Raw genomic sequence first — 21,707 nt, forward strand, 5'->3', positions numbered from 1 at the left:
ATGCCAATACACGACAAGTCACCGCGACCGCAGGAATTTGCTGCGGTCGACCTGGGTTCAAACAGTTTTCATATGGTCATTGCCCGCGTGGTTGATGGTGCAATGCAAATTATCGGACGACTGAAACAACGCGTACATCTGGCGGATGGGCTCGGCGCAGACAACAAGCTGAGCGAAGAAGCAATGGAGCGCGGATTAAGCTGTTTGTCACTTTTCGCCGAACGACTGCAAGGCTTTCCCCCATCGAGCGTATGTATCGTGGGAACCCATACTCTACGTCAGGCGCTGAATGCGACCGATTTTCTCAAGCGCGCAGAAAAAGTCATCCCCTACCCGATTGAGATTATTTCCGGTAACGAAGAAGCCCGACTGATTTTTATGGGCGTTGAACACACCCAGCCGGAAAAAGGCCGCAAGCTGGTTATCGATATCGGCGGCGGCTCAACGGAACTGGTGATCGGCGAAGATTTCGAACCCAAACTGGTTGAAAGCCGCCGTATGGGCTGCGTTAGTTTTGCTCAGATGTATTTCCCGGGTGGTGCCATTAGTCGGGAAAACTTCCAGCGCGCCCGCATGGCGGCAGCGCAGAAACTTGAAACGCTAACCTGGCAGTTTCGCATTCAGGGCTGGAACGTTGCGCTGGGCGCGTCGGGGACCATTAAAGCGGCACACGAGGTGCTGCTGGAGATGGGTGAAAAAGATGGTTTTATCACCCCCGAACGTCTGGAAAAACTGACCGCTGAAGTGCTGAAGCACACGTCATTCGATGCGCTCAGTTTGCCGGGACTGTCAGAAGAACGAAAAGCGGTGTTTGTACCTGGGCTAGCTATTTTGTGTGGCGTTTTTGATGCGCTGGCTATTCGCGAACTTCGACTGTCCGATGGCGCGCTACGTGAAGGCGTGCTGTATGAGATGGAAGGCCGTTTTCGCCATCAGGATGTACGCAGCCGCACCGCCAGCAGCCTGGCGAATCAGTACAACATCGACAGTGAGCAAGCCCGCCGTGTGCTGGAAACCACCATGCAGATGTATGACCAGTGGCATAACCAGCAACCAAAACTGGCCAATCCGCAGTTGGAAGCATTACTGCGCTGGGCTGCGATGCTGCATGAGGTTGGGCTGAACATCAACCACAGCGGTCTGCATCGCCATTCTGCTTACATTCTACAAAATAGCGATTTACCTGGATTTAATCAGGAACAACAGCTGATGATGGCAACACTAGTTCGTTACCATCGTAAAGCGGTGAAACTTGATGATTTACCCCGCTTTACGCTGTTTAAGAAAAAACAGTTTCTGCCGTTAATCCAGCTGTTGCGTCTGGGGGTATTGCTGAATAATCAGCGTCAGGCGACAACTACGCCGCCGACTCTGACCCTGTTAACCGAAGACAACCACTGGACCTTACGCTTCCCGCATGACTGGTTCAGCCAAAATGCGCTGGTCCTGCTCGATCTGGAAAAAGAGCAGCAATACTGGGACGCAGTAACCGGCTGGCGTCTCAAAATTGAAGAAGAAAGCTCACCCGATCTCGCCGCATAAGCTCTCAACAGGTGCCGGCTCGTCTGGCACCTGCACCTCCAGAGTTTCATGAAGCGCCTGCGGTTTGCCAATCAAATACCCCTGCAAGTAATCAATCCCCAGCGAAACCACTGCACTGCGTATTTCTTCGCTTTCGACGTACTCCGCAACCACCAGCATTCTTTTCATCCGCGCCAGATGACAAATGGAGGCCACGATTTGGTAATCGAGGCTGTTCGAAACGATATTACGAATAAAACTGCCGTCAATTTTCAGGATATCGGCATTCACATTTTTCAGTCGCGCATAGCTGGCATATCCTGTCCCAAAATCATCAATCGCAATCTGACAACCCAAAGCTTGCAGCTGTAGTAACGTCGCCTGCGCCTGGTCCGCATTGGTTAAGGCATTGCTTTCCGTCACCTCAAAGATGAGTTGCCAGGCTTCAACTTTGTATTTCATCAGTAACTGATTGATGTCATGCGGAAGCCGGGCGCGGCATACCGATGTAGGTGATAAGTTAATAGCAAACCGTCGGGCAGGCATTTGTTCCCGATTCTGCGCCATAAATTTCAGCGTATTTTCAATCACCCACATGTCGATGCTGGATGACAAGCCAAACTCGTGCGCTACTGGCAAGAAATTATCCGGAGCGATAATTTCACCGTCATCCCCATGAAGTCGCAGCAGAATTTCGTGATAGACATCACCACGTACACCAGCGATCGGCTGCGCCATCAGGAAAAAACGATTGTGCTCCAGTGCCTGCTGCAGACGGTTCATCATCGCAACCTTATCTTTCAGGTCACGTTGTAAGTGCATCACGCCGCGACGCTGCATATTTTCTGGAGAATTGGTCGCCAGGGAGATCTCAGCAATGGTGCTTAACTCACCGAGCAACAAATAAATGTGGTTAACCGGAGCACGAACATAGCAAAAGCTGATACCTACCTGCGGCTGTAAAGGCATGCCATCCCAGATAAAGCGGAATTGCTTAATATGCCTGTCCAGTGCTTCAATACGTTCCTGATGAGCCTCTGTGTTAAAACGTAAAACGAGATCATTGCCCGATAATTGATAGACATGCTCATCCAGTTCTAACAGAGGTGTTATCCACTGAGCGAGTTTTTGCTTGTACTGGATACGCAGCATAATGCCGTAATTTTTCACCAGCAGTTCCATGCCGGGAACCCGCAAAAAACAAAGCACTGACCAGGGCGCTTTTTTCAAATCCCGATTCAACGCGCGCAAGTTAGGAATATGTACCATCGGATCAAAGTATGCCAGACGATGGTTCCGTCGGGTAACGAACCGCTGTCGCGTTGCCAGTACGGCAATAAAATTCACTATAAAGGAGAAAACCAGATAGCTCGATGAGGTAATGGCAAGCTGGGTGTCATAGCCCGAATACCAGGGCATATAGCGCTGATAGTAATGAATTGCAGTAATAAGTACGACTGACCATACCAACGAAATAAACCTGTACCCGTAACGCATTGCGCCCCAAAGCATAACGGGCAGTAACAGCGACAAGGTGTAATTCGTGCTAAATATTGAGCTTTGTTCATTTAACGGCATGCATAACATAGACATCAGTGCCATTAATATAATCGACCAGACTGCAAGCTCTGTCTTGGTGACTTTGCTGTCAAACTGCTGCTTTAACTGAGAAAAATAGCCTCTAAGGTGCAAAGGATTACGTATCGCTCGAATAATAAGATAGCACAGTGGAACCCCAACAAGATTCCCCACCAGCATGGCCTGATAATTGATCAACGTACCAGTATTGAAGGGCATTACGCCCAACATGCCTGATTTGCTCTCATAGACGCCCACAAAGGCGGCAAACTGAAAAAGAATCAGAAACAGCGTTGCCGGGCAGAACACCTGCCAGAACATTCGCTGAAACATCAAGTGAGAATCGCCGTGCGAAACATTATTGCGTCGGGGAGTAAATACCTTATACCCGCCCCAGCTAAGCACTAGCGTAACTATAAAGTGCGAAATTATTGAGAGTGTTTCAAATAGGCCAACCTGCGGATATTTATACCAGATAATGGAAATGATAATTCCTGGCAATGCCGCCCAGCCAAAAAAAAGCATCAGACTAATCATCAGCGCCAATGGCAGATAGAAAAGTACTACGGTCCCTGTACTAATATGGGCATAGGTGTTGGCGGTGCTCAATATAGGCAACAGTAAAGAAGGTAAGATGAGAGGTAACGCCCACCATCTATCTCTAATACCAATATATTTTTTATTGAGTTTCATAGATGCTCAGTAGAATCCCACACATCCTGTAGGGGGTATTCAGACAGGCATCCCACCTGACTTTAAAACGATAAAGTAAAATACATCATAAGGGCTCATCAATTTTAGTTATTAGCAAAGGGTGGCGTTTGATACATATCAAAAAAAACACCCCTCATTAATCAATTATTACTCTTTTCATTGTTTTTTATCGTTAATTCATTATTCATGTAAATAATAATATTAATTTTCATAACATAAGAGGATAAAACAACTGAAGCAATTTTACATAACGAAGAATTGACCATTCCCTCACAGTATGCCTTAATGTAAGTATCGCCCCTCGTCGGGTACACAACAAGGAACCTTTTGTGAGCCAGGTTACCAGCCTACGCAAACGACACCGATTTAACAGTCGCATGATCCGGATCGTACTGCTTATCAGCTTTCTCTTCTTCTTCGGACGCTTCGTCTACTCCGCCATTGGTGCGTGGCATCACCACCAGGACAAAAAAGAATCTCAGCAGTTAACCCAGCCGCAACAGACATCGCCAACGCAAACCGACGTACGTTGATCGCGCTTGCCTGTAATCCCCCAGCATTAAGATTCCTTACCGGATGGCTAATCGCCTGACAATTAACCATCCGGTAAGGGATTTGAGTGACGGCACTACTCATCATCTTGCCCTCGACACACATTGAAAATACAGATAATCATCCCCTGCTTTTCGCACAAATACACAATCTTTTAATCCGGCTTCACCGCACCATTCGCGCTAATTTCTTACGCTCCCGTTTACTGGACATAAAAAAGATAAAGTCAGTTCAAATAGTCTTTAATTAATATCACCAGGAAATATCACTGGCGATAACATTAATATTTCGTATGAAATTAAGACCTTATTTGAACTGTTAACATTTTTAAATACTACAGAGCAATACTATGAATGGTTTTTCATTATTCCCGAAAATAAGAAACGGAATTGAGTGGATCGCCGGGCACAGCGATGCCGTTATGCAATTCGGCTGGAATATCGTTGCTGCCGTGATTTTACTTTTTATCGGTAAACTTATCTCTCGACTACTCTCCCGTGGACTGGAAAAGTTGCTGTTAAAACGTAAAGTTGACCGGACCATCATTCAGTTCTTCACCGCCCTGGTACGTTACATCACGATCGCCTTTTTCGTGGTCGCTGCGTTGGGGAGAGTCGGTATTGAAACATCCTCCATTATTGCCGTCATTGGCGCCGCCGGACTGGCTATTGGTCTCGCGCTACAAGGATCGCTCTCCAACTTCGCCGCTGGTGTACTGTTGGTTTCCCTGCGACCTTTCCGCGCCGGAGAAATCGTGCAGATTGGCGCAGTCACCGGGACAGTTGAAAAGGTGCACATTTTCTCTACCACCCTACTCACCGCTGACAGCAAAGAAGTGGTGATCCCAAACGGCAAGATCATTGCAGATAATATTATTAACTATTCCCGCCACCCTTTTCGTCGTATCGATCTTGTGATTGGCGTGGGTTATCAGAGTCGGATCGCAGATGTTAAGCGCGTGATTAACCATATCATCGAGCAGGACAGTCGCATCGATAAGCAACGAGGGGTAACCGTTCGTCTGGGTGAGTTAGGTGCCTCTGCGCTCAATTTTTACGTCCGCGTGTGGGTGCCTAATATTGAGTACTGGAACACCTATTACGATTTGCTGGAAAACATTAAAGAGGCCCTGGATGCTAATCATATTGACCTGCCGTATCCGCAGATGGATATTCGCGTGGAGAACGTGGCATCCCACTCTCAACCTCAGCTTCAACTGGTTGATTAGAACATCATCCATCAGAATTTCCTTCTGAAATGAGAGCAATAAAAAACCCTCTATAAACAGAGGGTTTTTTGATATTACGAATTCAGAAACCGCTTACAGAGAGGGATATTATTCCCACTCAATGGTAGCCGGTGGCTTACCGCTGATGTCATACACCACGCGGGAAATGCCGTTCACTTCGTTGATGATACGGTTAGAGACGCGGCCTAAGAAGTCATACGGCAGATGCGCCCAGTGTGCGGTCATAAAGTCGATGGTTTCGACCGCGCGCAGAGAGACAACCCAGTCATATTTACGGCCATCGCCCATCACGCCAACGGAACGTACCGGCAGGAACACGGTAAACGCCTGGCTCACTTTGTTGTACAGGTCAGCTTTGTGCAGCTCTTCAATGAAGATAGCGTCCGCACGACGCAGCAGGTCGCAGTACTCTTTCTTCACTTCACCCAGCACACGAACACCGAGACCCGGGCCCGGGAACGGGTGACGGTAGAGCATGTCGTACGGCAGGCCCAATTCCAGACCGATTTTGCGCACTTCGTCTTTGAACAGCTCACGCAGCGGCTCAACCAGCCCCATCTTCATCTCTTTCGGCAGGCCGCCCACGTTGTGGTGAGATTTGATGACATGTGCTTTACCGGTCGCGGAAGCGGCAGATTCGATTACGTCAGGATAGATAGTCCCCTGCGCCAGCCACTTCACATCTTCCAGCTTCAGCGCTTCTTCGTCGAACACTTCAACGAACACACGGCCGATGATCTTACGTTTGGCTTCCGGATCGTTCTCGCCTTTCAGCGCTTCCAGGAAGCGCGATTCGCCTTCCACGTGAACAATGTTCAGACCAAAGTGGTCGCCGAACATGTCCATCACCTGCTGGGCTTCGTTCAAACGCAGCAGACCGTTGTCCACGAACACGCAGGTCAGGTTTTTACCGATTGCGCGGTGCAGCAGCATCGCGGTGACGGAAGAATCCACGCCGCCGGAAAGGCCGAGGATCACTTTGTCGTCGCCAACCTGCTCGCGAATACGGACAACGGCATCGTCGATGATTTTCGCCGGAGTCCACAGGGCTTCACACTGGCAAATATCGCGTACGAAGCGCTCCAGCATGCGCATGCCCTGACGGGTGTGGGTCACTTCCGGGTGGAACTGCACGCCGTAGAAGCGTTTTTCTTCGTGCGCCATAATGGCGAACGGGCAGGTCTCGGTGCTGGCAACGGTAACGAAGCCTTCCGGGATCGCGGTCACTTTGTCGCCGTGGCTCATCCATACGTCCAGCAGCGGTTTGCCGTCGGCGGTCAGAGAATCTTCGATACCGCGAATCAGTGCGCTGTCGGTCTGCACTTCAACCTGGGCGTAGCCGAATTCACGCTCGTTAGAACCTTCAACGTGGCCACCCAGCTGCATTGCCATGGTCTGCATACCGTAGCAGACGCCGAAGACCGGCACACCGGCGTTGAAGACGTACTCAGGCGCGCGCGGGCTGTTTGCTTCGGTGGTGCTTTCCGGGCCACCGGAGAGGATGATGCCGCTCGGGTTGAACTCACGGATTTGTGCTTCAGTAACATCCCATGCCCACAGTTCACAGTAGACGCCCAGTTCACGTACGCGACGTGCAACCAGTTGGGTGTACTGCGATCCGAAATCGAGGATGAGAATGCGATGTTTATGAATATTGTCTGTCATTTGACGATAATTCCGAGGCAAGTGAAACAATAACAAAACGCCCGGTTTAAAACCGGGCGCGGAAACTTATCAGGAGCCCAAGCGGTAGTTCGGGGACTCTTTGGTAATGGTCACGTCGTGAACGTGGCTTTCCTGGATACCCGCACCGCTGATACGCACGAATTCAGCCTTCGTACGCAGCAGGTCGATGGTACCACAACCGGTCAGACCCATACAGGAGCGCAGGCCGCCCATCTGCTGGTGAATGATCTCTTTCAGGCGGCCTTTATACGCTACGCGACCTTCGATACCTTCCGGCACCAGTTTGTCAGCGGCGTTGTCGCTCTGGAAGTAACGGTCGGAAGAACCTTTGGACATCGCACCCAGAGAGCCCATACCGCGGTAAGATTTGTAAGAGCGGCCCTGGTACAGTTCGATTTCGCCCGGGGATTCTTCGGTACCGGCCAGCATCGAGCCAACCATGACGGCAGCGGCGCCAGCGGCAATCGCTTTGGCGATGTCGCCGGAGAAACGGATACCGCCGTCAGCGATAACCGGAATACCGGTACCTTCCAGCGCTTCAACCGCGTCAGAAACGGCAGTGATCTGCGGAACGCCCACGCCAGTAACGATACGAGTCGTACAGATGGAGCCAGGGCCGATACCGACTTTCACCGCGCTGCAACCGGCTTCCGCCAGTGCGCGAGCGCCAGCGCCAGTGGCGACGTTACCGCCGATGATTTGCAGGTCAGGATATTTAGCACGGGTTTCACGGATACGTTGCAGCACGCCTTCAGAGTGACCGTGAGAGGAGTCGATCAACAGCACGTCAACGCCCGCAGCAACCAGCGCGTCAACACGTTCTTCGTTACCAGCACCAGCGCCTACAGCTGCACCGACGCGCAGACGACCATGCTCGTCTTTACATGAGTTCGGTTTACGTTCCGCTTTCTGGAAATCTTTAACGGTGATCATGCCGAGCAGATGGAAGCTGTCATCAACAACCAGCGCTTTCTCTACACGCTTTTCGTGCATTTTGGCCAGCACGACATCACGTGCTTCACCTTCACGCACGGTCACCAGACGCTCTTTTGGCGTCATGTATACGCTAACCGGCTGGTTCAGGTCAGTCACAAAGCGCACGTCACGGCCAGTGACGATGCCAACCAGTTCGTTGTCTTCAGTCACTACCGGGTAGCCCGCAAAACCGTTACGTTCAGTCAGTTCTTTCACTTCACGCAGGGTAGTGGTTGGCAGTACGGTCTGTGGGTCAGTTACCACGCCAGATTCGTGTTTTTTCACGCGGCGAACTTCTTCAGCCTGGCGCTCGATAGACATGTTCTTGTGGATAAAACCGATGCCGCCTTCCTGTGCCAGGGCAATTGCCAGGCGCGCTTCCGTCACGGTATCCATTGCTGCGGAGAGCATAGGAATGTTCAGGCGAATGGTTTTCGTCAACTGGGTGCTGAGGTCAGCAGTATTCGGCAGAACGGTAGAATGAGCGGGAACGAGGAGGACGTCGTCAAACGTCAGGGCTTCTTTTGCGATACGTAGCATGGGCAATATCTCACCTGGGAGGTTATTAAATATTGCCGCGGCATTATACAGAGCGTAACCGATTGCATCCACACTTTTTTGCAAAAAAACCTTGCGCTCCTCTGTGAGCATGTTACTTTCGACTGAATAACCTGCTGATTTAGAATTTGATCCCGCTCACATGTTATCCTCTCAGACCACCTCAATTTTTACCGTAAGCCGCCTGAACCAGACGGTTCGTTTGCTGCTTGAGCAGGAGATGGGACAAGTGTGGATCAGCGGTGAAATCTCGAATTTCACTCAGCCGTCCTCCGGTCACTGGTATTTCACGCTCAAAGATGACACCGCCCAGGTACGCTGCGCGATGTTTCGCAACAGCAACCGTCGGGTAACATTCCGCCCGCAGCACGGGCAACAGGTGCTGGTGCACGCCAACATCACGCTGTATGAGCCACGCGGCGACTACCAGATTATCGTCGAGAGTATGCAGCCTGCGGGCGAAGGGCTATTGCAGCAAAAATATGAGCAGTTGAAAGCCAAACTGCAGGCGGAAGGATTGTTCGATCAGCAATATAAGCAGCCTCTGCCCTCCCCGGCCCACTGTGTCGGGGTGATTACCTCGAAAACCGGTGCGGCACTGCACGATATTCTCCACGTTCTAAAACGCCGCGATCCGTCGCTGCCGGTAGTTATCTACCCTACCGCGGTACAGGGCGACGACGCGCCTGGGCAGATCGTGCGCGCGATTGAACTGGCCAACGCCCGCGGAGAGTGCGACGTGTTAATTGTCGGGCGCGGCGGCGGCTCGCTGGAAGATTTATGGAGTTTTAACGACGAACGCGTGGCGCGGGCAATCTTTGCCAGCCGCATTCCGGTGGTTAGCGCCGTCGGCCACGAAACCGACGTCACTATCGCTGATTTTGTCGGCGACCTGCGTGCGCCGACGCCTTCGGCAGCGGCAGAAATTGTCAGCCGCAACCAGCAGGAGTTGTTGCGCCAGATTCAGTCCGCCCAGCAGCGTTTGGGCATGGCGATGGACTACTACCTCGCCAACCGTAGCCGTCGTTTTACTCAGATGTTCCATCGCCTGCAGCAGCAGCATCCGCAGCTGCGTCTGGCCCGTCAGCAAACGTCGCTGGAGCGGTTGCGCCAGCGGATGGGATTTGCGCTTGAAAATAAGATTAAACAGGCAAATCAGCGTCAGCAACGCATGCTGCAACGTCTCAATCAGCAAAACCCGCAGCCACGCATTTATCGCGCACAAACCCGTATCCAGCAACTGGAATATCGCCTGGCCGAAACCATTCGCGCGCGCCTCAGCGAACAGCGCGAACGTTTTGGTAATGCGGTTACTCATCTCGAAGCGGTCAGTCCGCTGGCGACCCTGGCGCGCGGCTATAGCGTTTCTACCACCACTGGCGGCGGCGTACTGAAACAGATCAAACAGGTCAGCGCAGGCGATGTCATCACCACCCGACTAGCAGATGGCTGGGTGGAAAGCGAAGTTAGGGGCGTAACGGCGGCGAAAAAAACGCGGAAGAAAAAGCCGGTTTAAACCGGCACATACTCCACGCGTTTTTTCGAAATAAGCCCATGGCCATGCTGACAGAAATAATCTATCGCGCCACAGGCCTTTAGTACTTCGAGTGGTTGATGGCACTCTGGGCAACGTGCTTCCAGTTGAAGATCTTTTTGACAACTCTCACAGTGCGCCGCACCGTTTTGTGGTTCCAGTTCAGCGTGGCAATCCGGGCAAATGATAGACATAACAACTCCAGTACAGGGCTCCATTCTTGTGTTGAGTTTAACACGCTACGCTGAATGTCGCCCAGGCCCAACAAAACGTCATACCTCATCAATTGAATGACCGGGGCATAGCCTCTGCCCCGGCACAATCGAGGTGTTATCAGGCGCTGGTTGCCGGTTTAGTTTGCGTATTCTCCAGCATGCGACGAATCGGCACAATGAGGACGATCAGGACCGCGGCGCAGATCAGCAGCGCAATCGAGCAGCGAGCGAAGAGATCCGGCAGCATATCCAGTTGGTCAGCCTTCACATGACCACCAATCAGACCTGCGGCCAGGTTACCCAGCGCACTGGCGCAGAACCACAGACCCATCATCTGCCCACGCATTCTTTCCGGTGCCAGCAGCGTCATGGTCGCCAGACCGATCGGGCTCAGACACAACTCGCCGAGCGTCAGCATCAGGATACTGCCCACCAGCCAGAATGGAGAAACGCCCGCCCCACCGTTGCTGAGAACGTTTTGCGCCGCCAGCATCATCAAGCCAAAGCCTGCCGCCGCACACAAAATGCCGATAACGAACTTGGTGATACTGCTCGGGCGAATGTTCATGCTCGCCAGCTTCGGCCACGCCCAGCTGAATACCGGCGCCAGCAGGATGATAAACAGGGCGTTTATCGACTGGAACCAGACTGCCGGAATTTCAAAATCACCGATCATACGGTTAGTGTAGTCGTTGGCGAACAGGTTGAACGAGGTTGGCTTTTGCTCAAACGCCGACCAGAAGAATGCGGCGGAAACCAGCAGGATAAAGCAAACCAGCAGTCTGGCACGCTCTTTACGATTCAGGCCGGCAAAGATGAACAGATAGATAAAGTAGAGCGCAACAGAGGCGGCAATCACGTACACCAGTATGCTGGCAACCGCGACCGGATTAATCACAATCACGCCCTGCGCAATCAGCGTAACGATAACCGCCACACCGACAGCCAGCGCGAGTAGCCATGCGCCCACACCGTTACGCTTCACTACCGGGCTGTTCCAGGTCGAGTCCAGTCCCACTTCGCTGTCGTAGCGTTTCATCGACGGAACGGCAAACACACGGAAGATGATTAACGCCACCAGCATGCCGATACCACCGATACCAAAGCCCCAATGCCAGCCATGGGTTTTAATCAACCAACCGGAGATCAAGGGGGCGATGAATGATCCCATATTGATGCCCATGTAAAACAGCGAGAAACCGCCGTCACGACGCGCATCGCCTTTTTTATACAATGTGCCAACCATGACCGAAATACAGGTCTTAAACAGACCGGAACCGAGCACGATAAACATCAGGCCGATAAAGAACAGGTTGTTACCCATAATGGCCGAAAGCGCAATCGACAGATGACCAAGCGCAATCAGGATGGAGCCGTACCATACCGCTTTCTGTTGGCCGAGCCAGTTATCCGCCAGCCAACCACCCGGCAGCGCAGCGAGATACATCGTACCGGCAAAGATACCCACAATCGCCGAGGCGTTTTCACGGGCCAGCCCCATGCCGCCGTCATAGACGGTAGCCGCCATAAACAGGATCAGTAATGGGCGAATGCCATAAAACGAGAAACGCTCCCACATCTCTGTGAAGAACAGCGAGCCGAGCGGATAAGGATGACCGAAGAAAGTTCGGCTTTCTTTTTGATTAACAGAGGATTGCATAATTCTCCCGAAAGTTATGTCGTCGTGCGTGTAAACACCGCGATGTACGCCAGCCAGTTACGTATCTGACCGATTTTTTACATGCGGAGAAAAGTTATTTAACCATTTGATAACTTAAGGCTAGTTTTGTCTAGTACCAGCCCCCGGACTTTAAGATGAAAACTCGACAAATGTCTACTTTCTTAGATTTAAACTTGGTAAAAAACGAATAGTGATTGACATCGCACGGGCTGAAGCTGGCGATGGAATACCGAAAAAAAACCCGCGACAAGCGCGGGTTTTTATCAACATCAGCAACGATTATTTGCTTTTTTTAATGTGCTTAATCAAACGCTTACGTTTACGCATCTGGGTCGGCGTCAGCGTATTGCGCTTATTCGCAAACGGGTTTTCCCCTTCTTTGAACTGAATGCGGATCGGTGTCCCCATCACGTCCAGAGTTTTGCGGAAGTAGTTCATCAGATAGCGCTTATATGAATCCGGCAGATCTTTCACCTGATTACCATGAATCACCACAATCGGCGGGTTATAACCGCCGGCATGGGCATATTTCAGCTTCACGCGACGACCACGTACCAGCGGCGGCTGATGATCTTCTACCGCCATGGTCATGATACGCGTCAACATCGCGGTACTAACGCGACGGGTGGAGCTGTCGTACGCTTCGCGGACCGATTCAAACAGATTACCGACACCGCTACCGTGCAGTGCAGAGATAAAGTGTACGCGCGCAAAATCAATAAAGCCCAGACGGAAGTCCAGCGTTTCCTTGACCTGCTCTTTCACTTCCTGCGTCAGGCCGTCCCATTTGTTGACGACAATAACAAGTGAGCGCCCACTATTGAGGATAAAGCCCAACAGCGACAGGTCCTGATCGGAAATACCTTCCCGCGCATCAATCACCAGCATGACCACGTTGGCATCTTCAATCGCCTGCAGCGTTTTGATAACTGAGAATTTTTCTACCGCTTCGGTAATTTTCCCGCGCTTACGCACGCCCGCGGTGTCGATCAGCACATATTCACGTTCGTCGCGTTGCATTGGAATATAAATGCTGTCACGCGTGGTCCCAGGCATGTCGTAAACCACCACGCGGTCTTCGCCCAGAATACGGTTAGTCAGTGTGGACTTACCTACGTTCGGACGACCGACAATCGCCAGTTTGATCGGCAGATCCTGCGGGTTGAAGTCGTCTTCAGGCTCTTCTTCACCGTTTTCTTTGGCTTCCAGCTGCGCCCAATATTCCGCATCTTCATCGACTTCTTCCTGCGGTGCAACGTCATCCATCCACGGCAGCAGAACATGCTCCAGCAGGCTGAGAACGCCACGACCATGGGAGGCAGCAATCGGATAAATTTCACCCAGACCCAGCGAGTAGAAATCAACAACCGCCTGATCGGGATCCAGTCCGTCAGTTTTGTTGGCCACCAGGAACGTCGGTTTCTGGCGTGAACGCAGATGTTTAGCAATGGCTTCATCCGCTGGCATCAGGCCAGCACGCGCATCCACCATAAACAGCACAACGTCCGCTTCTTCGATAGCCAACAGAGACTGTTCAGCCATGCGGGTTTCAACACCGTCTTCGGTGCCATCAATACCGCCGGTATCAATGCAGATAAACTCGCGGCCTTCAATTTCCGCACGACCGTACTTACGGTCACGAGTCAGACCCGGGAAATCCGCAACCAGCGCATCTCGGGTGCGAGTTAGACGGTTAAATAACGTGGATTTGCCAACGTTAGGGCGCCCGACAAGCGCGACCACAGGTACCATGTTTAAAGCCTCATTTAAAAAATCATCAGACAACGCGCACATTTTTGCGCCGTTGTTAAAAACAGTAAAACGGCCCCTGCACCAGGAGCCGTTTTTCAAAGCGAGCGGCCAGGACGATTAACGCGTAATGGAGTACAGCGTACCGTCTTTCGCCTGGATCAGCAGTTTACCATCAGCAGAGACTGGCTCAGTCAGGAAACCGGAGCTGTCGACTTTCTGCTGGGCAACAAAGCGACCATCTTCAACGTTAATCCAGTGCAGGTAGCCTTCGCTATCGCCCACAACTAAATTGCCGTTATACAATACTGGAGACGTCAGCAGACGGTGCAGCAGATCGCTTTGCGTCCACAGCGTCACGCCGCCGTCGGTAGTCAGCGCCAGGATGCGGTCGTTTTGATCGACCAGGTAGATACGGTTTCCGTCGACGATGAAATCATTCACCGAGCCCAGTTCACGTTTCCACATAATCTGGCCACTGCGCAGATCCAGCGCGGTCAGGTTACCATTATAAGCCAGCGCGTAAACAACGCCATTGACGATAACCGGCGTGGTATCAACGTCACTCAGACGATCGATTTCCGTTGGGCCTGTCGCCTGAGAAATACGTTGCTGCCAAATCATCTGACCCTGCTGCATCAGCACGGCGCTTACGCGACCGTTATCACCGCCAACAATAGCTGCGCCAAAGGCCGTCGCAGGGGCAGATTCGCCACGCAGAGACAGGGATGGCATATCGAGGTTAACGGTCCACTTGATGGCGCCGTCAGCTTCGTTCAACGCCTGCAATTGACCGTTACTGGTGTGGATTAATACCACGCCATCGCTCACAACCGGACGAGACAGCGCTTCACCGGCAACTTTCGTCTGCCATGCGGTGGTACCATCGCTGGTATTCAACGCATAAACCTGCGCTTTTTCACTGCCAATGTAAACATGACCACCGGACACGGTTACGCCGCCAGAAAGCTGTGCAGATGCACGGGAGAACCAACCGTCTTTCTCACCCAGATTAACAGACCACACTTCTTTGCCGTCGTCTGCGTTCAACGCTTTCACGACACCTGCGCGATCGGCTGCATAGACAACGTTATCCGCCAGCGCAGGATGAAGATTGGAATAGAAATCACCAATACCATTGCCCACGGAAGTGCTCCAGTCCGTAGACGGAGTAAACTGGTTTTCAACCACCGGTAATGGGGACATCTTAACGACATCTTCTTCGCCACTAAACAGTGAACAGCCGCTCAATAGGGTAACGGAAAGCAGCCCTGGCAGAAGTAATTTACGCAATTGCATCGGGTCCCTCTCAGATGGACAAATTATTGATTTTCATCTGCATCATTTCGCTCAGAGCAGGAGAGGCATCGCTTTTCACACCCGCTTCCCATGCGCTACGCGCACCTTGTTTGTCGCCCTTGCTCAGCAACGCTTCACCGCGCAGATCGGCAACAATGGCCGTCCACCCTTCACCTTTAATGGTGTCGAGTGTTTTCAGCGCGGTATCAGCCTGTTTAAGCTGAACCTGAACACGAGCCAGACGCAGGTTAATCACCGCTTTGAGATTATCATCGCTGGTTGCAGCCAGGCCTTGTTGCAGCTGGCTGGCGGCTTTCTCAAGTTCATTTTGATCAACAAACTGCTGCGCAAGTTCCAGTGAAGCTAATGCGCCGTAGGTATTTTTATTCTCTGCGGCAAATTTCTCAGCCGCAGGAATGCTATCCGCTTTACCCGCACTAACCGCGGTCACCGTATTTTGGTATGCCAGAGAAGCAGAGCGTGCGGACTCCGTCTGATGGCTGGTCCAGTAACGCCAGCCAACCAGCGCGCCAACCCCTAAAATTATCCCAACCGCCAGCGCTTTGCCGTTTTCGGCAAAGAAGCGTTTTACCGCATCAACCTGGTCGTGTTCGTTCTCGTAAATTTCCACGCTGTCCTTCTCCTTAGCCCAGTAGAGTGCGCAAATGCGCGGCAACGCCATCCTGCGCTACTGCCGTTTGCTCACCAGAGCGCAAATCCTTCACTACAACGGTACCGTCAGCCACTTCGGACTCACCCAGTACCAGTGCAACGCGGGCGCCCCACTTATCGGCACGGGCAAACTGTTTCTTAAAGTTGCCGCCGCCGTGGTTGGTCATCAGTTTCACGCCAGGAACTTCATCACGCAGACGTTCTGCAAGCCGCATTGCCGCCGACTGTGTGTCTGCGCCTGAAGCAACCAGGTATATATCGACAACAGGGGAGGCAATAAATTCCGGATTAACTGCCTGAACTAATAAAACAAGTCGTTCCAGGCCCATGGCGAAGCCCACAGCAGGCGTTGCGCGACCGCCAAGTTGCTCTACCAGACCGTCGTAACGACCACCGGCACACACGGTACCCTGCGAGCCCAGACTGCTGGTAACCCACTCAAATACGGTGCGGTTGTAGTAATCAAGGCCACGAACCAGACGCTGATTGACGGTGTAGGCAATCCCTGCGGATTCCAGCAGTTTGCACAGACCCGCGAAATGCTCGCGAGAGTCGTCATCAAGATAATCACCCAGCGCAGGTGCATCGTTGAGCAGCGCCTGCACTTCTGGGTTTTTGGAGTCAAGCACACGCAGCGGGTTAGTGTACATGCGACGCTTGCAGTCTTCGTCCAGCTTCTCTTTATGCTGTTCCAGGTAGGCGACCAGCGCATCACGGTAGTTAGCGCGGGCTTCAAGCGAACCAATTGAGTTCAGCTCCAGGCTGACATGCTGAGATATACCCAGCGCGCGCCACCAGCGAGCGGTCAACATAATCAGTTCAGCATCGATGTCCGGACCCTGCAGGCCAAACACTTCGACACCCAACTGATGGAACTGACGATAGCGTCCTTTCTGCGGACGTTCGTGGCGGAACATCGGCCCGATATACCACAGACGCTGTTCCTGATTGTACAGGAGACCATGTTCGATGCCGGCGCGTACGCAGCCCGCTGTCCCTTCAGGACGCAGAGTCAGGCTGTCGCCATTTCTGTCCTCAAAGGTATACATCTCTTTTTCAACCACGTCGGTGACTTCACCGATCGCGCGTTTGAATAACGGGGTCTGCTCTACAATCGGCAAGCGGATTTCACTGTAACCGTAGCTACCGAGCACGTTTTTGAGAGTGCCTTCAATGCGCTGCCAGATGGCGGTTTCGCCAGGCAGATAATCGTTCATGCCGCGAATGGCTTGAATGTTTTTTGCCACGTTTATTCTCTTTATGAATATAAAAATGAACCCTCAGCGCTAACCCGAACAATGCGGGCGCCATGCGGGTTCAATCATACACGGGAAGCACGCCGCTTCCCATCACGTTGTTATTTTTCAAGCTGCTGCACGTCGATACGACGCGCTTCGTCCAGGATACTCGCTTTGGCGCGAATACGGGCTTCAAGCTGCGTGATCATATCGTCGTTGTCGAGTCTGTCCTTACGCACACCGTCTTCGTACAGGCCGCTTTTCTTGTTACCGCCCGTCACGCCCAGCGTAGAAACCAGCGCTTCGCCAGGACCGTTTACCACGCAGCCGATGATCGAAACATCCATTGGCGTAATGATATCTTCCAGACGTTGCTCCAGCGCGTTAACCGTACCGATAACGTCGAATTCCTGACGTGAGCAGGTTGGACAAGCGATAAAGTTGATCCCGCGCGCGCGAATGCGCAGCGATTTCAGAATATCGAAGCCCACTTTGATCTCTTCCACCGGATCGGCGGCCAGAGAAACACGCAGCGTATCGCCGATCCCTTCGGATAGCAGCAATCCTAAACCGATCGCGGATTTCACCGCCCCGCTACGTGCGCCACCGGCTTCGGTGATCCCCAGGTGCAGCGGTTGATCGATCTGTTTCGCCAGCAGGCGATAGGATTCTACGGCGAGGAAAACGTCAGAGGCTTTAACGCTGACTTTGAATTGTTCGAAGTTCAGACGATCCAGATGATCCACATGACGCATAGCGGATTCCAGCAGCGCCTGCGGCGTCGGTTCACCGTATTTTTCTTGCAGATCTTTTTCCAGCGAGCCGGCGTTTACGCCGATGCGGATAGGGATATTTTTATCGCGCGCGCAGTCAACCACCATGCGGATACGCTCTTCATTACCGATATTGCCTGGGTTAATACGCAGGCAATCGACACCGTATTCCGCGACTTTCAGCGCAATGCGGTAATCGAAGTGAATATCGGCAACCAGCGGCACATTAACCTGCTGTTTGATCAGCTTGAACGCTTCTGCGGCATCCATTGTCGGTACAGAGACGCGAACAATGTCTGCGCCTACGCGTTCCAGCGCTTTAATCTGATTAACCGTCGCTTCCACGTCAGTGGTACGCGTATTGGTCATAGACTGTACGGCGATGGGCGCGCCATCGCCGATCGGCACATTCCCAACGTAAATGCGTGTCGATTTTCTACGTTGAATTGGAGCCTGGTTATGCATTAAAAAATCTCCCGCATTGCCGTCTGTTACTGAGCCGGTGATTGTTCGGCATTAACGGTCAGACGTGCAACCTGGTTAGTTCTGATAAAACGACTCAGATCGACAGGTTTCCCCTGGAACTGAATCTGCACTGCCGCCGGAGCGCCAATTTTCAGTTTGTACGGCGCCTGACCGGTCAGATTGAGATTGCCGTCTTTACGCTGCATACCGCTGAACAGTTTTTTACCGGTCGCATCGGTCACTTCCAGCCAGCAATCAGCGGTAAAATTCATTACCAGCGCGTTAGGATCGGTTGCCGGGGTAGTGACACCCGCCTGGTCAGTCGGCAGCGGTGCCGCATTCGCTGGCGCTGTTGGCGCGGCGGTTGCGGTATCGACGTTGGCCTGAGAAGGCGCCACTACGGCATTCTGTTGCGCATCCGTGGCTGGTGCCGGGGCTGTCGGGGCATCAGTCGCTGGCGCTGCGTCCGCCACCACGCCATCGCCCGCAGCCGGAGTTGTCTCCTGACCTGCTGCGGCGCTGGTATCTAACGGTACATTCTGCGCAGTGTCTTTACCGGCATTCAGTTCAGCGGAAGATTGATCGGCCATGGTGCTGATCTCTTCCTGCTGCGCTTTATGGTTCTGCCACCACCAGGCCCCTGTCAGTCCGACAACGACAAACAGCACCAGCCAGGTGAAGGTCATTAACCAGCCATCGCGCTTTTTACGACGCTTACCGAGCGAGAAGCTCTGCATCGGCGCGACTTTAGCAGGACGAATTGGCGCCTGTTTTTCCAGCCCTGGCAACAGTTCTTCTTCAGGAATATGCACCAGACGCGCATAAGAACGGATGTACCCACGCAGGAATGTTGAAGCAAGATCGGCTGGTGCCTTATCTTCTTCAATATCACGTACCGTGGAGACCTTCAGGCACAGTCGCTCCGCGACTGCCTGCTGGCTGAATCCGAGTTGTTCACGGGCATTGCGCAGACGAACGCCGGTGGAGAGTGCTTCATTTTTGTCGTGCGTGGCTTCAGTATTCATTCGCTACAGCTGCGTAAATTTGGGTTCTGGCGCCGGCGAGTCACAATGCTCACCCACACCGCGAAACATCTGGTCAGTTAACCTTCGTCAGACAGTATAAAACGGTCAGACTACCAATGACAAAAAAGCGTAAACCTGAGGGCTAAACTCTTGTTGCGCCGTTACATACTGCCTTAAAGTCGACAAAAACGCACCGTTATTATTGACCTGACGACAACAACCAAAGAACCTCATCTGGCTTACATTGCACTACGGTACATGAATTATACCGTAGTGCACTCGACATCAAACGGTTTTGATGTCGATAGCATCACCCTGCATACGCTTGCGCAGAGTACGCTTGGTACGGTCGATAACATCGCCGGCCAATTGACCGCAGGCTGCATCGATGTCATCGCCACGTGTTTTACGCACGATGGTGGTGAAACCATAGCTCATCAACACTTTGGAGAAACGATCGATACGGCTGTTAGAGCTACGACCATACGGTGCGCCAGGGAACGGGTTCCATGGGATCAGGTTGATCTTACACGGTGTATCTTTCAGCAGTTCAGCCAGTTGATGCGCGTGTTCGGTACCGTCATTGATGTGATCCAACATGACATACTCAATGGTCACACGACCCTGGTTGGCGTTGGATTTCTCCAGGTAACGACGTACTGCCCCGAGGAACGTTTCGATATTGTACTTTTTGTTGATAGGCACAATTTCGTCACGAATTTCATCGTTTGGCGCATGCAGAGAGATCGCCAGCGCGACGTCAATCATATCGCCCAGCTTATCCAACGCAGGTACAACCCCTGAGGTGGAAAGCGTAACGCGACGCTTGGACAGCCCGAAACCGAAGTCATCCAGCATGATTTCCATCGCTGGCACCACATTAGTCAGGTTGAGCAGCGGCTCGCCCATCCCCATCATCACCACGTTGGTGATAGGACGTACGCCCGTTGCTTTGACCGCGCCGACGATTTTCGCCGCACGCCAAACCTGGCCAATGATTTCCGACACTCGCAGGTTACGGTTAAATCCCTGTTGCGCCGTAGAGCAGAATTTACACTCTAATGCACAACCAACCTGTGAAGAAACACACAGGGTCGCGCGATCGTCTTCAGGAATATAAACAGTTTCAACGCGCTGATCGCCAACCGCGATAGCCCATTTGATCGTGCCGTCAGAGGAACGCTGCTCTTCCACCACTTCCGGGGCGCGAATTTCAGCGACTTCTTTCAGCTTGTTGCGCAGCACCTTATTGATGTCAGTCATGTCATCAAAGTTGTCGCTGCAATAGTGGTACATCCACTTCATGACCTGATCGGCACGAAACGGCTTTTCGCCCATCTCTTTGAAGAATTCGCGCATTTGCTGACGGTTCAGATCCAGCAGGTTAATTTTTCCATTTTTATTTGGAACCGCAGGAATGACGACTTCAGAGGTGTTAACTAATTCAGACATAATTTTTTCCGGCCTCGTTGTTACACGTTGTGGCCCGTGGAGGGTTAAAAAGAAACGCCCCGGCAAGCGGTCTGCTCTTCCGGGGCGTTGCATTGTACAAAGTCTGGCGCAGGGATGCCACGTTTGCACGAAGCATTAGCGAAAATAATATGTAAATCGCTAATTCATCTCAACGGCGTTATAGACGCAGGAGATTAGCGCGTACGCGGGCAAACCTCGCCCTCACCAAAGAAATAGGCGATTTCGCGAGCGGCAGATTCAACGGAATCAGAACCGTGAGTCCCGTTCTCAGTGAAGCTGTCAGCGTAGTCGGCACGCAGGGTACCGGCCAGCGCGTTCGCCGGGTTGGTAGCACCCAGCAGATCGCGATGACGCTGTACGGCGTTTTCGCTTTCCAGAACAGAAACAACGATCGGACCGGAGGTCATGAATTCAACCAAACCGTCAAAGAACGGCTTGCCGTCGTGCTCAGCATAGAAGCCACGCGCCTGCTCAACGGTCAGGTGCAGCATTTTAGCCCCGACAATCTTGAACCCTGCAGCTTCAAAGCGCGCAAAGATGCTCCCAATAACGTTTTTTGCCACCGCGTTTGGTTTAATGATGGAAAAAGTACGTTCAATAGCCATTGATAACCTCTGTAATATGTTCTGTTGTTGTCTATATAGATGTACGACCTGGCGCGGATTATAAAGAGCATCCCGGCAATTGACTATTGATGAAGGTAACATTTCTTTAAAATAAGATGAGTTTTAGCAACAAATTGTCAGCAAC

At 52.2% G+C, this 21,707-nt stretch carries 17 protein-coding genes; 4 read left to right on the forward strand and 13 right to left on the reverse strand.

Going from position 1 to position 21,707, the window contains the following annotated elements:
- The gene (gene ppx, locus FDX04_RS20130; RefSeq protein WP_137360582.1) at positions 1 to 1,542 is read left to right on the forward strand and encodes an exopolyphosphatase; all 1,542 of its coding nucleotides are present in this window, start codon (positions 1 to 3) and stop codon (positions 1,540 to 1,542) included.
- Here the strand turns inward: ppx and FDX04_RS20135 are convergent.
- Positions 1,522 to 3,792, reverse strand: coding sequence for a sensor domain-containing phosphodiesterase (locus tag FDX04_RS20135; protein WP_137371386.1), 2,271 nt, complete (start codon positions 3,790 to 3,792; stop codon positions 1,522 to 1,524). The genes ppx and FDX04_RS20135 overlap by 21 nt on opposite strands.
- Positions 3,793 to 4,142: 350 nt before the next feature.
- Between FDX04_RS20135 and FDX04_RS20140 the strand changes: the two genes are divergently transcribed.
- Entirely contained in the window at positions 4,143 to 4,346 is a 204-nt protein-coding gene (locus tag FDX04_RS20140) for a YfgG family protein (RefSeq protein WP_032939486.1), read from the forward strand.
- 368 nt (positions 4,347 to 4,714) lie between these two features.
- A complete protein-coding gene (gene mscS, locus FDX04_RS20145) occupies positions 4,715 to 5,593 on the forward strand; it encodes a small-conductance mechanosensitive channel MscS (protein ID WP_061382183.1) in 879 nt (292 codons plus the stop codon).
- A gap of 108 nt (positions 5,594 to 5,701) precedes the next feature.
- Here the strand turns inward: mscS and guaA are convergent, their stop codons facing one another.
- Complete coding sequence (guaA, locus tag FDX04_RS20150; protein WP_038642595.1) at positions 5,702 to 7,279, reverse strand: glutamine-hydrolyzing GMP synthase; 1,578 nt, start codon at positions 7,277 to 7,279, stop codon at positions 5,702 to 5,704.
- A 69-nt stretch (positions 7,280 to 7,348) separates the two neighbouring features.
- Positions 7,349 to 8,815, reverse strand: coding sequence for an IMP dehydrogenase (gene guaB / locus FDX04_RS20155; RefSeq protein WP_061382184.1), 1,467 nt, complete (start codon positions 8,813 to 8,815; stop codon positions 7,349 to 7,351).
- Between the two features lie 160 nt (positions 8,816 to 8,975).
- On the opposite strand from guaB, the gene xseA reads away from it, so the two are divergent.
- Entirely contained in the window at positions 8,976 to 10,349 is a 1,374-nt protein-coding gene (gene xseA, locus FDX04_RS20160; protein ID WP_137371387.1) for an exodeoxyribonuclease VII large subunit, read from the forward strand.
- Here xseA and FDX04_RS20165 read toward each other — a convergent pair.
- The 10 genes from FDX04_RS20165 to ndk all read right to left on the reverse strand — a co-directional run bounded on the left by FDX04_RS20165 (position 10,346) and on the right by ndk (position 21,562).
- On the reverse strand, positions 10,346 to 10,561 hold the full coding sequence (locus tag FDX04_RS20165; RefSeq protein ID WP_072014717.1) for a zinc ribbon domain-containing protein: 216 nt from the start codon (positions 10,559 to 10,561) through the stop codon (positions 10,346 to 10,348). The genes xseA and FDX04_RS20165 overlap by 4 nt on opposite strands.
- A gap of 139 nt (positions 10,562 to 10,700) precedes the next feature.
- A complete protein-coding gene (locus tag FDX04_RS20170; protein WP_042306756.1) occupies positions 10,701 to 12,242 on the reverse strand; it encodes a peptide MFS transporter in 1,542 nt (513 codons plus the stop codon).
- 300 nt (positions 12,243 to 12,542) lie between these two features.
- A complete protein-coding gene (der, locus tag FDX04_RS20175; RefSeq protein WP_038642605.1) occupies positions 12,543 to 14,015 on the reverse strand; it encodes a ribosome biogenesis GTPase Der in 1,473 nt (490 codons plus the stop codon).
- Between the two features lie 117 nt (positions 14,016 to 14,132).
- Complete coding sequence (gene bamB / locus FDX04_RS20180; protein WP_042306755.1) at positions 14,133 to 15,311, reverse strand: outer membrane protein assembly factor BamB; 1,179 nt, start codon at positions 15,309 to 15,311, stop codon at positions 14,133 to 14,135.
- 10 nt (positions 15,312 to 15,321) lie between these two features.
- Entirely contained in the window at positions 15,322 to 15,942 is a 621-nt protein-coding gene (locus FDX04_RS20185; RefSeq protein ID WP_042306752.1) for a YfgM family protein, read from the reverse strand.
- A gap of 13 nt (positions 15,943 to 15,955) precedes the next feature.
- On the reverse strand, positions 15,956 to 17,230 hold the full coding sequence (hisS, locus tag FDX04_RS20190; protein ID WP_042306750.1) for a histidine--tRNA ligase: 1,275 nt from the start codon (positions 17,228 to 17,230) through the stop codon (positions 15,956 to 15,958).
- A gap of 110 nt (positions 17,231 to 17,340) precedes the next feature.
- Positions 17,341 to 18,459 (reverse strand): flavodoxin-dependent (E)-4-hydroxy-3-methylbut-2-enyl-diphosphate synthase, encoded by a 1,119-nt coding sequence (ispG, locus tag FDX04_RS20195; RefSeq protein ID WP_137360578.1) that lies wholly within the window; start codon positions 18,457 to 18,459, stop codon positions 17,341 to 17,343.
- Positions 18,460 to 18,485: 26 nt separating this feature from the next.
- Entirely contained in the window at positions 18,486 to 19,484 is a 999-nt protein-coding gene (gene rodZ / locus FDX04_RS20200; protein ID WP_137360577.1) for a cytoskeleton protein RodZ, read from the reverse strand.
- 285 nt (positions 19,485 to 19,769) lie between these two features.
- Positions 19,770 to 20,936 (reverse strand): bifunctional tRNA (adenosine(37)-C2)-methyltransferase TrmG/ribosomal RNA large subunit methyltransferase RlmN, encoded by a 1,167-nt coding sequence (locus FDX04_RS20205; protein ID WP_003037713.1) that lies wholly within the window; start codon positions 20,934 to 20,936, stop codon positions 19,770 to 19,772.
- A 194-nt stretch (positions 20,937 to 21,130) separates the two neighbouring features.
- Positions 21,131 to 21,562 carry a nucleoside-diphosphate kinase gene (gene ndk / locus FDX04_RS20210; protein WP_137371388.1) on the reverse strand — a complete coding sequence of 144 codons (432 nt, stop codon included), beginning with the start codon at positions 21,560 to 21,562 and terminating at the stop codon, positions 21,131 to 21,133.
- Between the last annotated feature and the right edge of the window lie 145 nt (positions 21,563 to 21,707).

The sequence above is a fragment of the Citrobacter sp. wls615 genome, from assembly GCF_005281355.1.
Classification (GTDB): domain Bacteria; phylum Pseudomonadota; class Gammaproteobacteria; order Enterobacterales; family Enterobacteriaceae; genus Citrobacter; species Citrobacter werkmanii.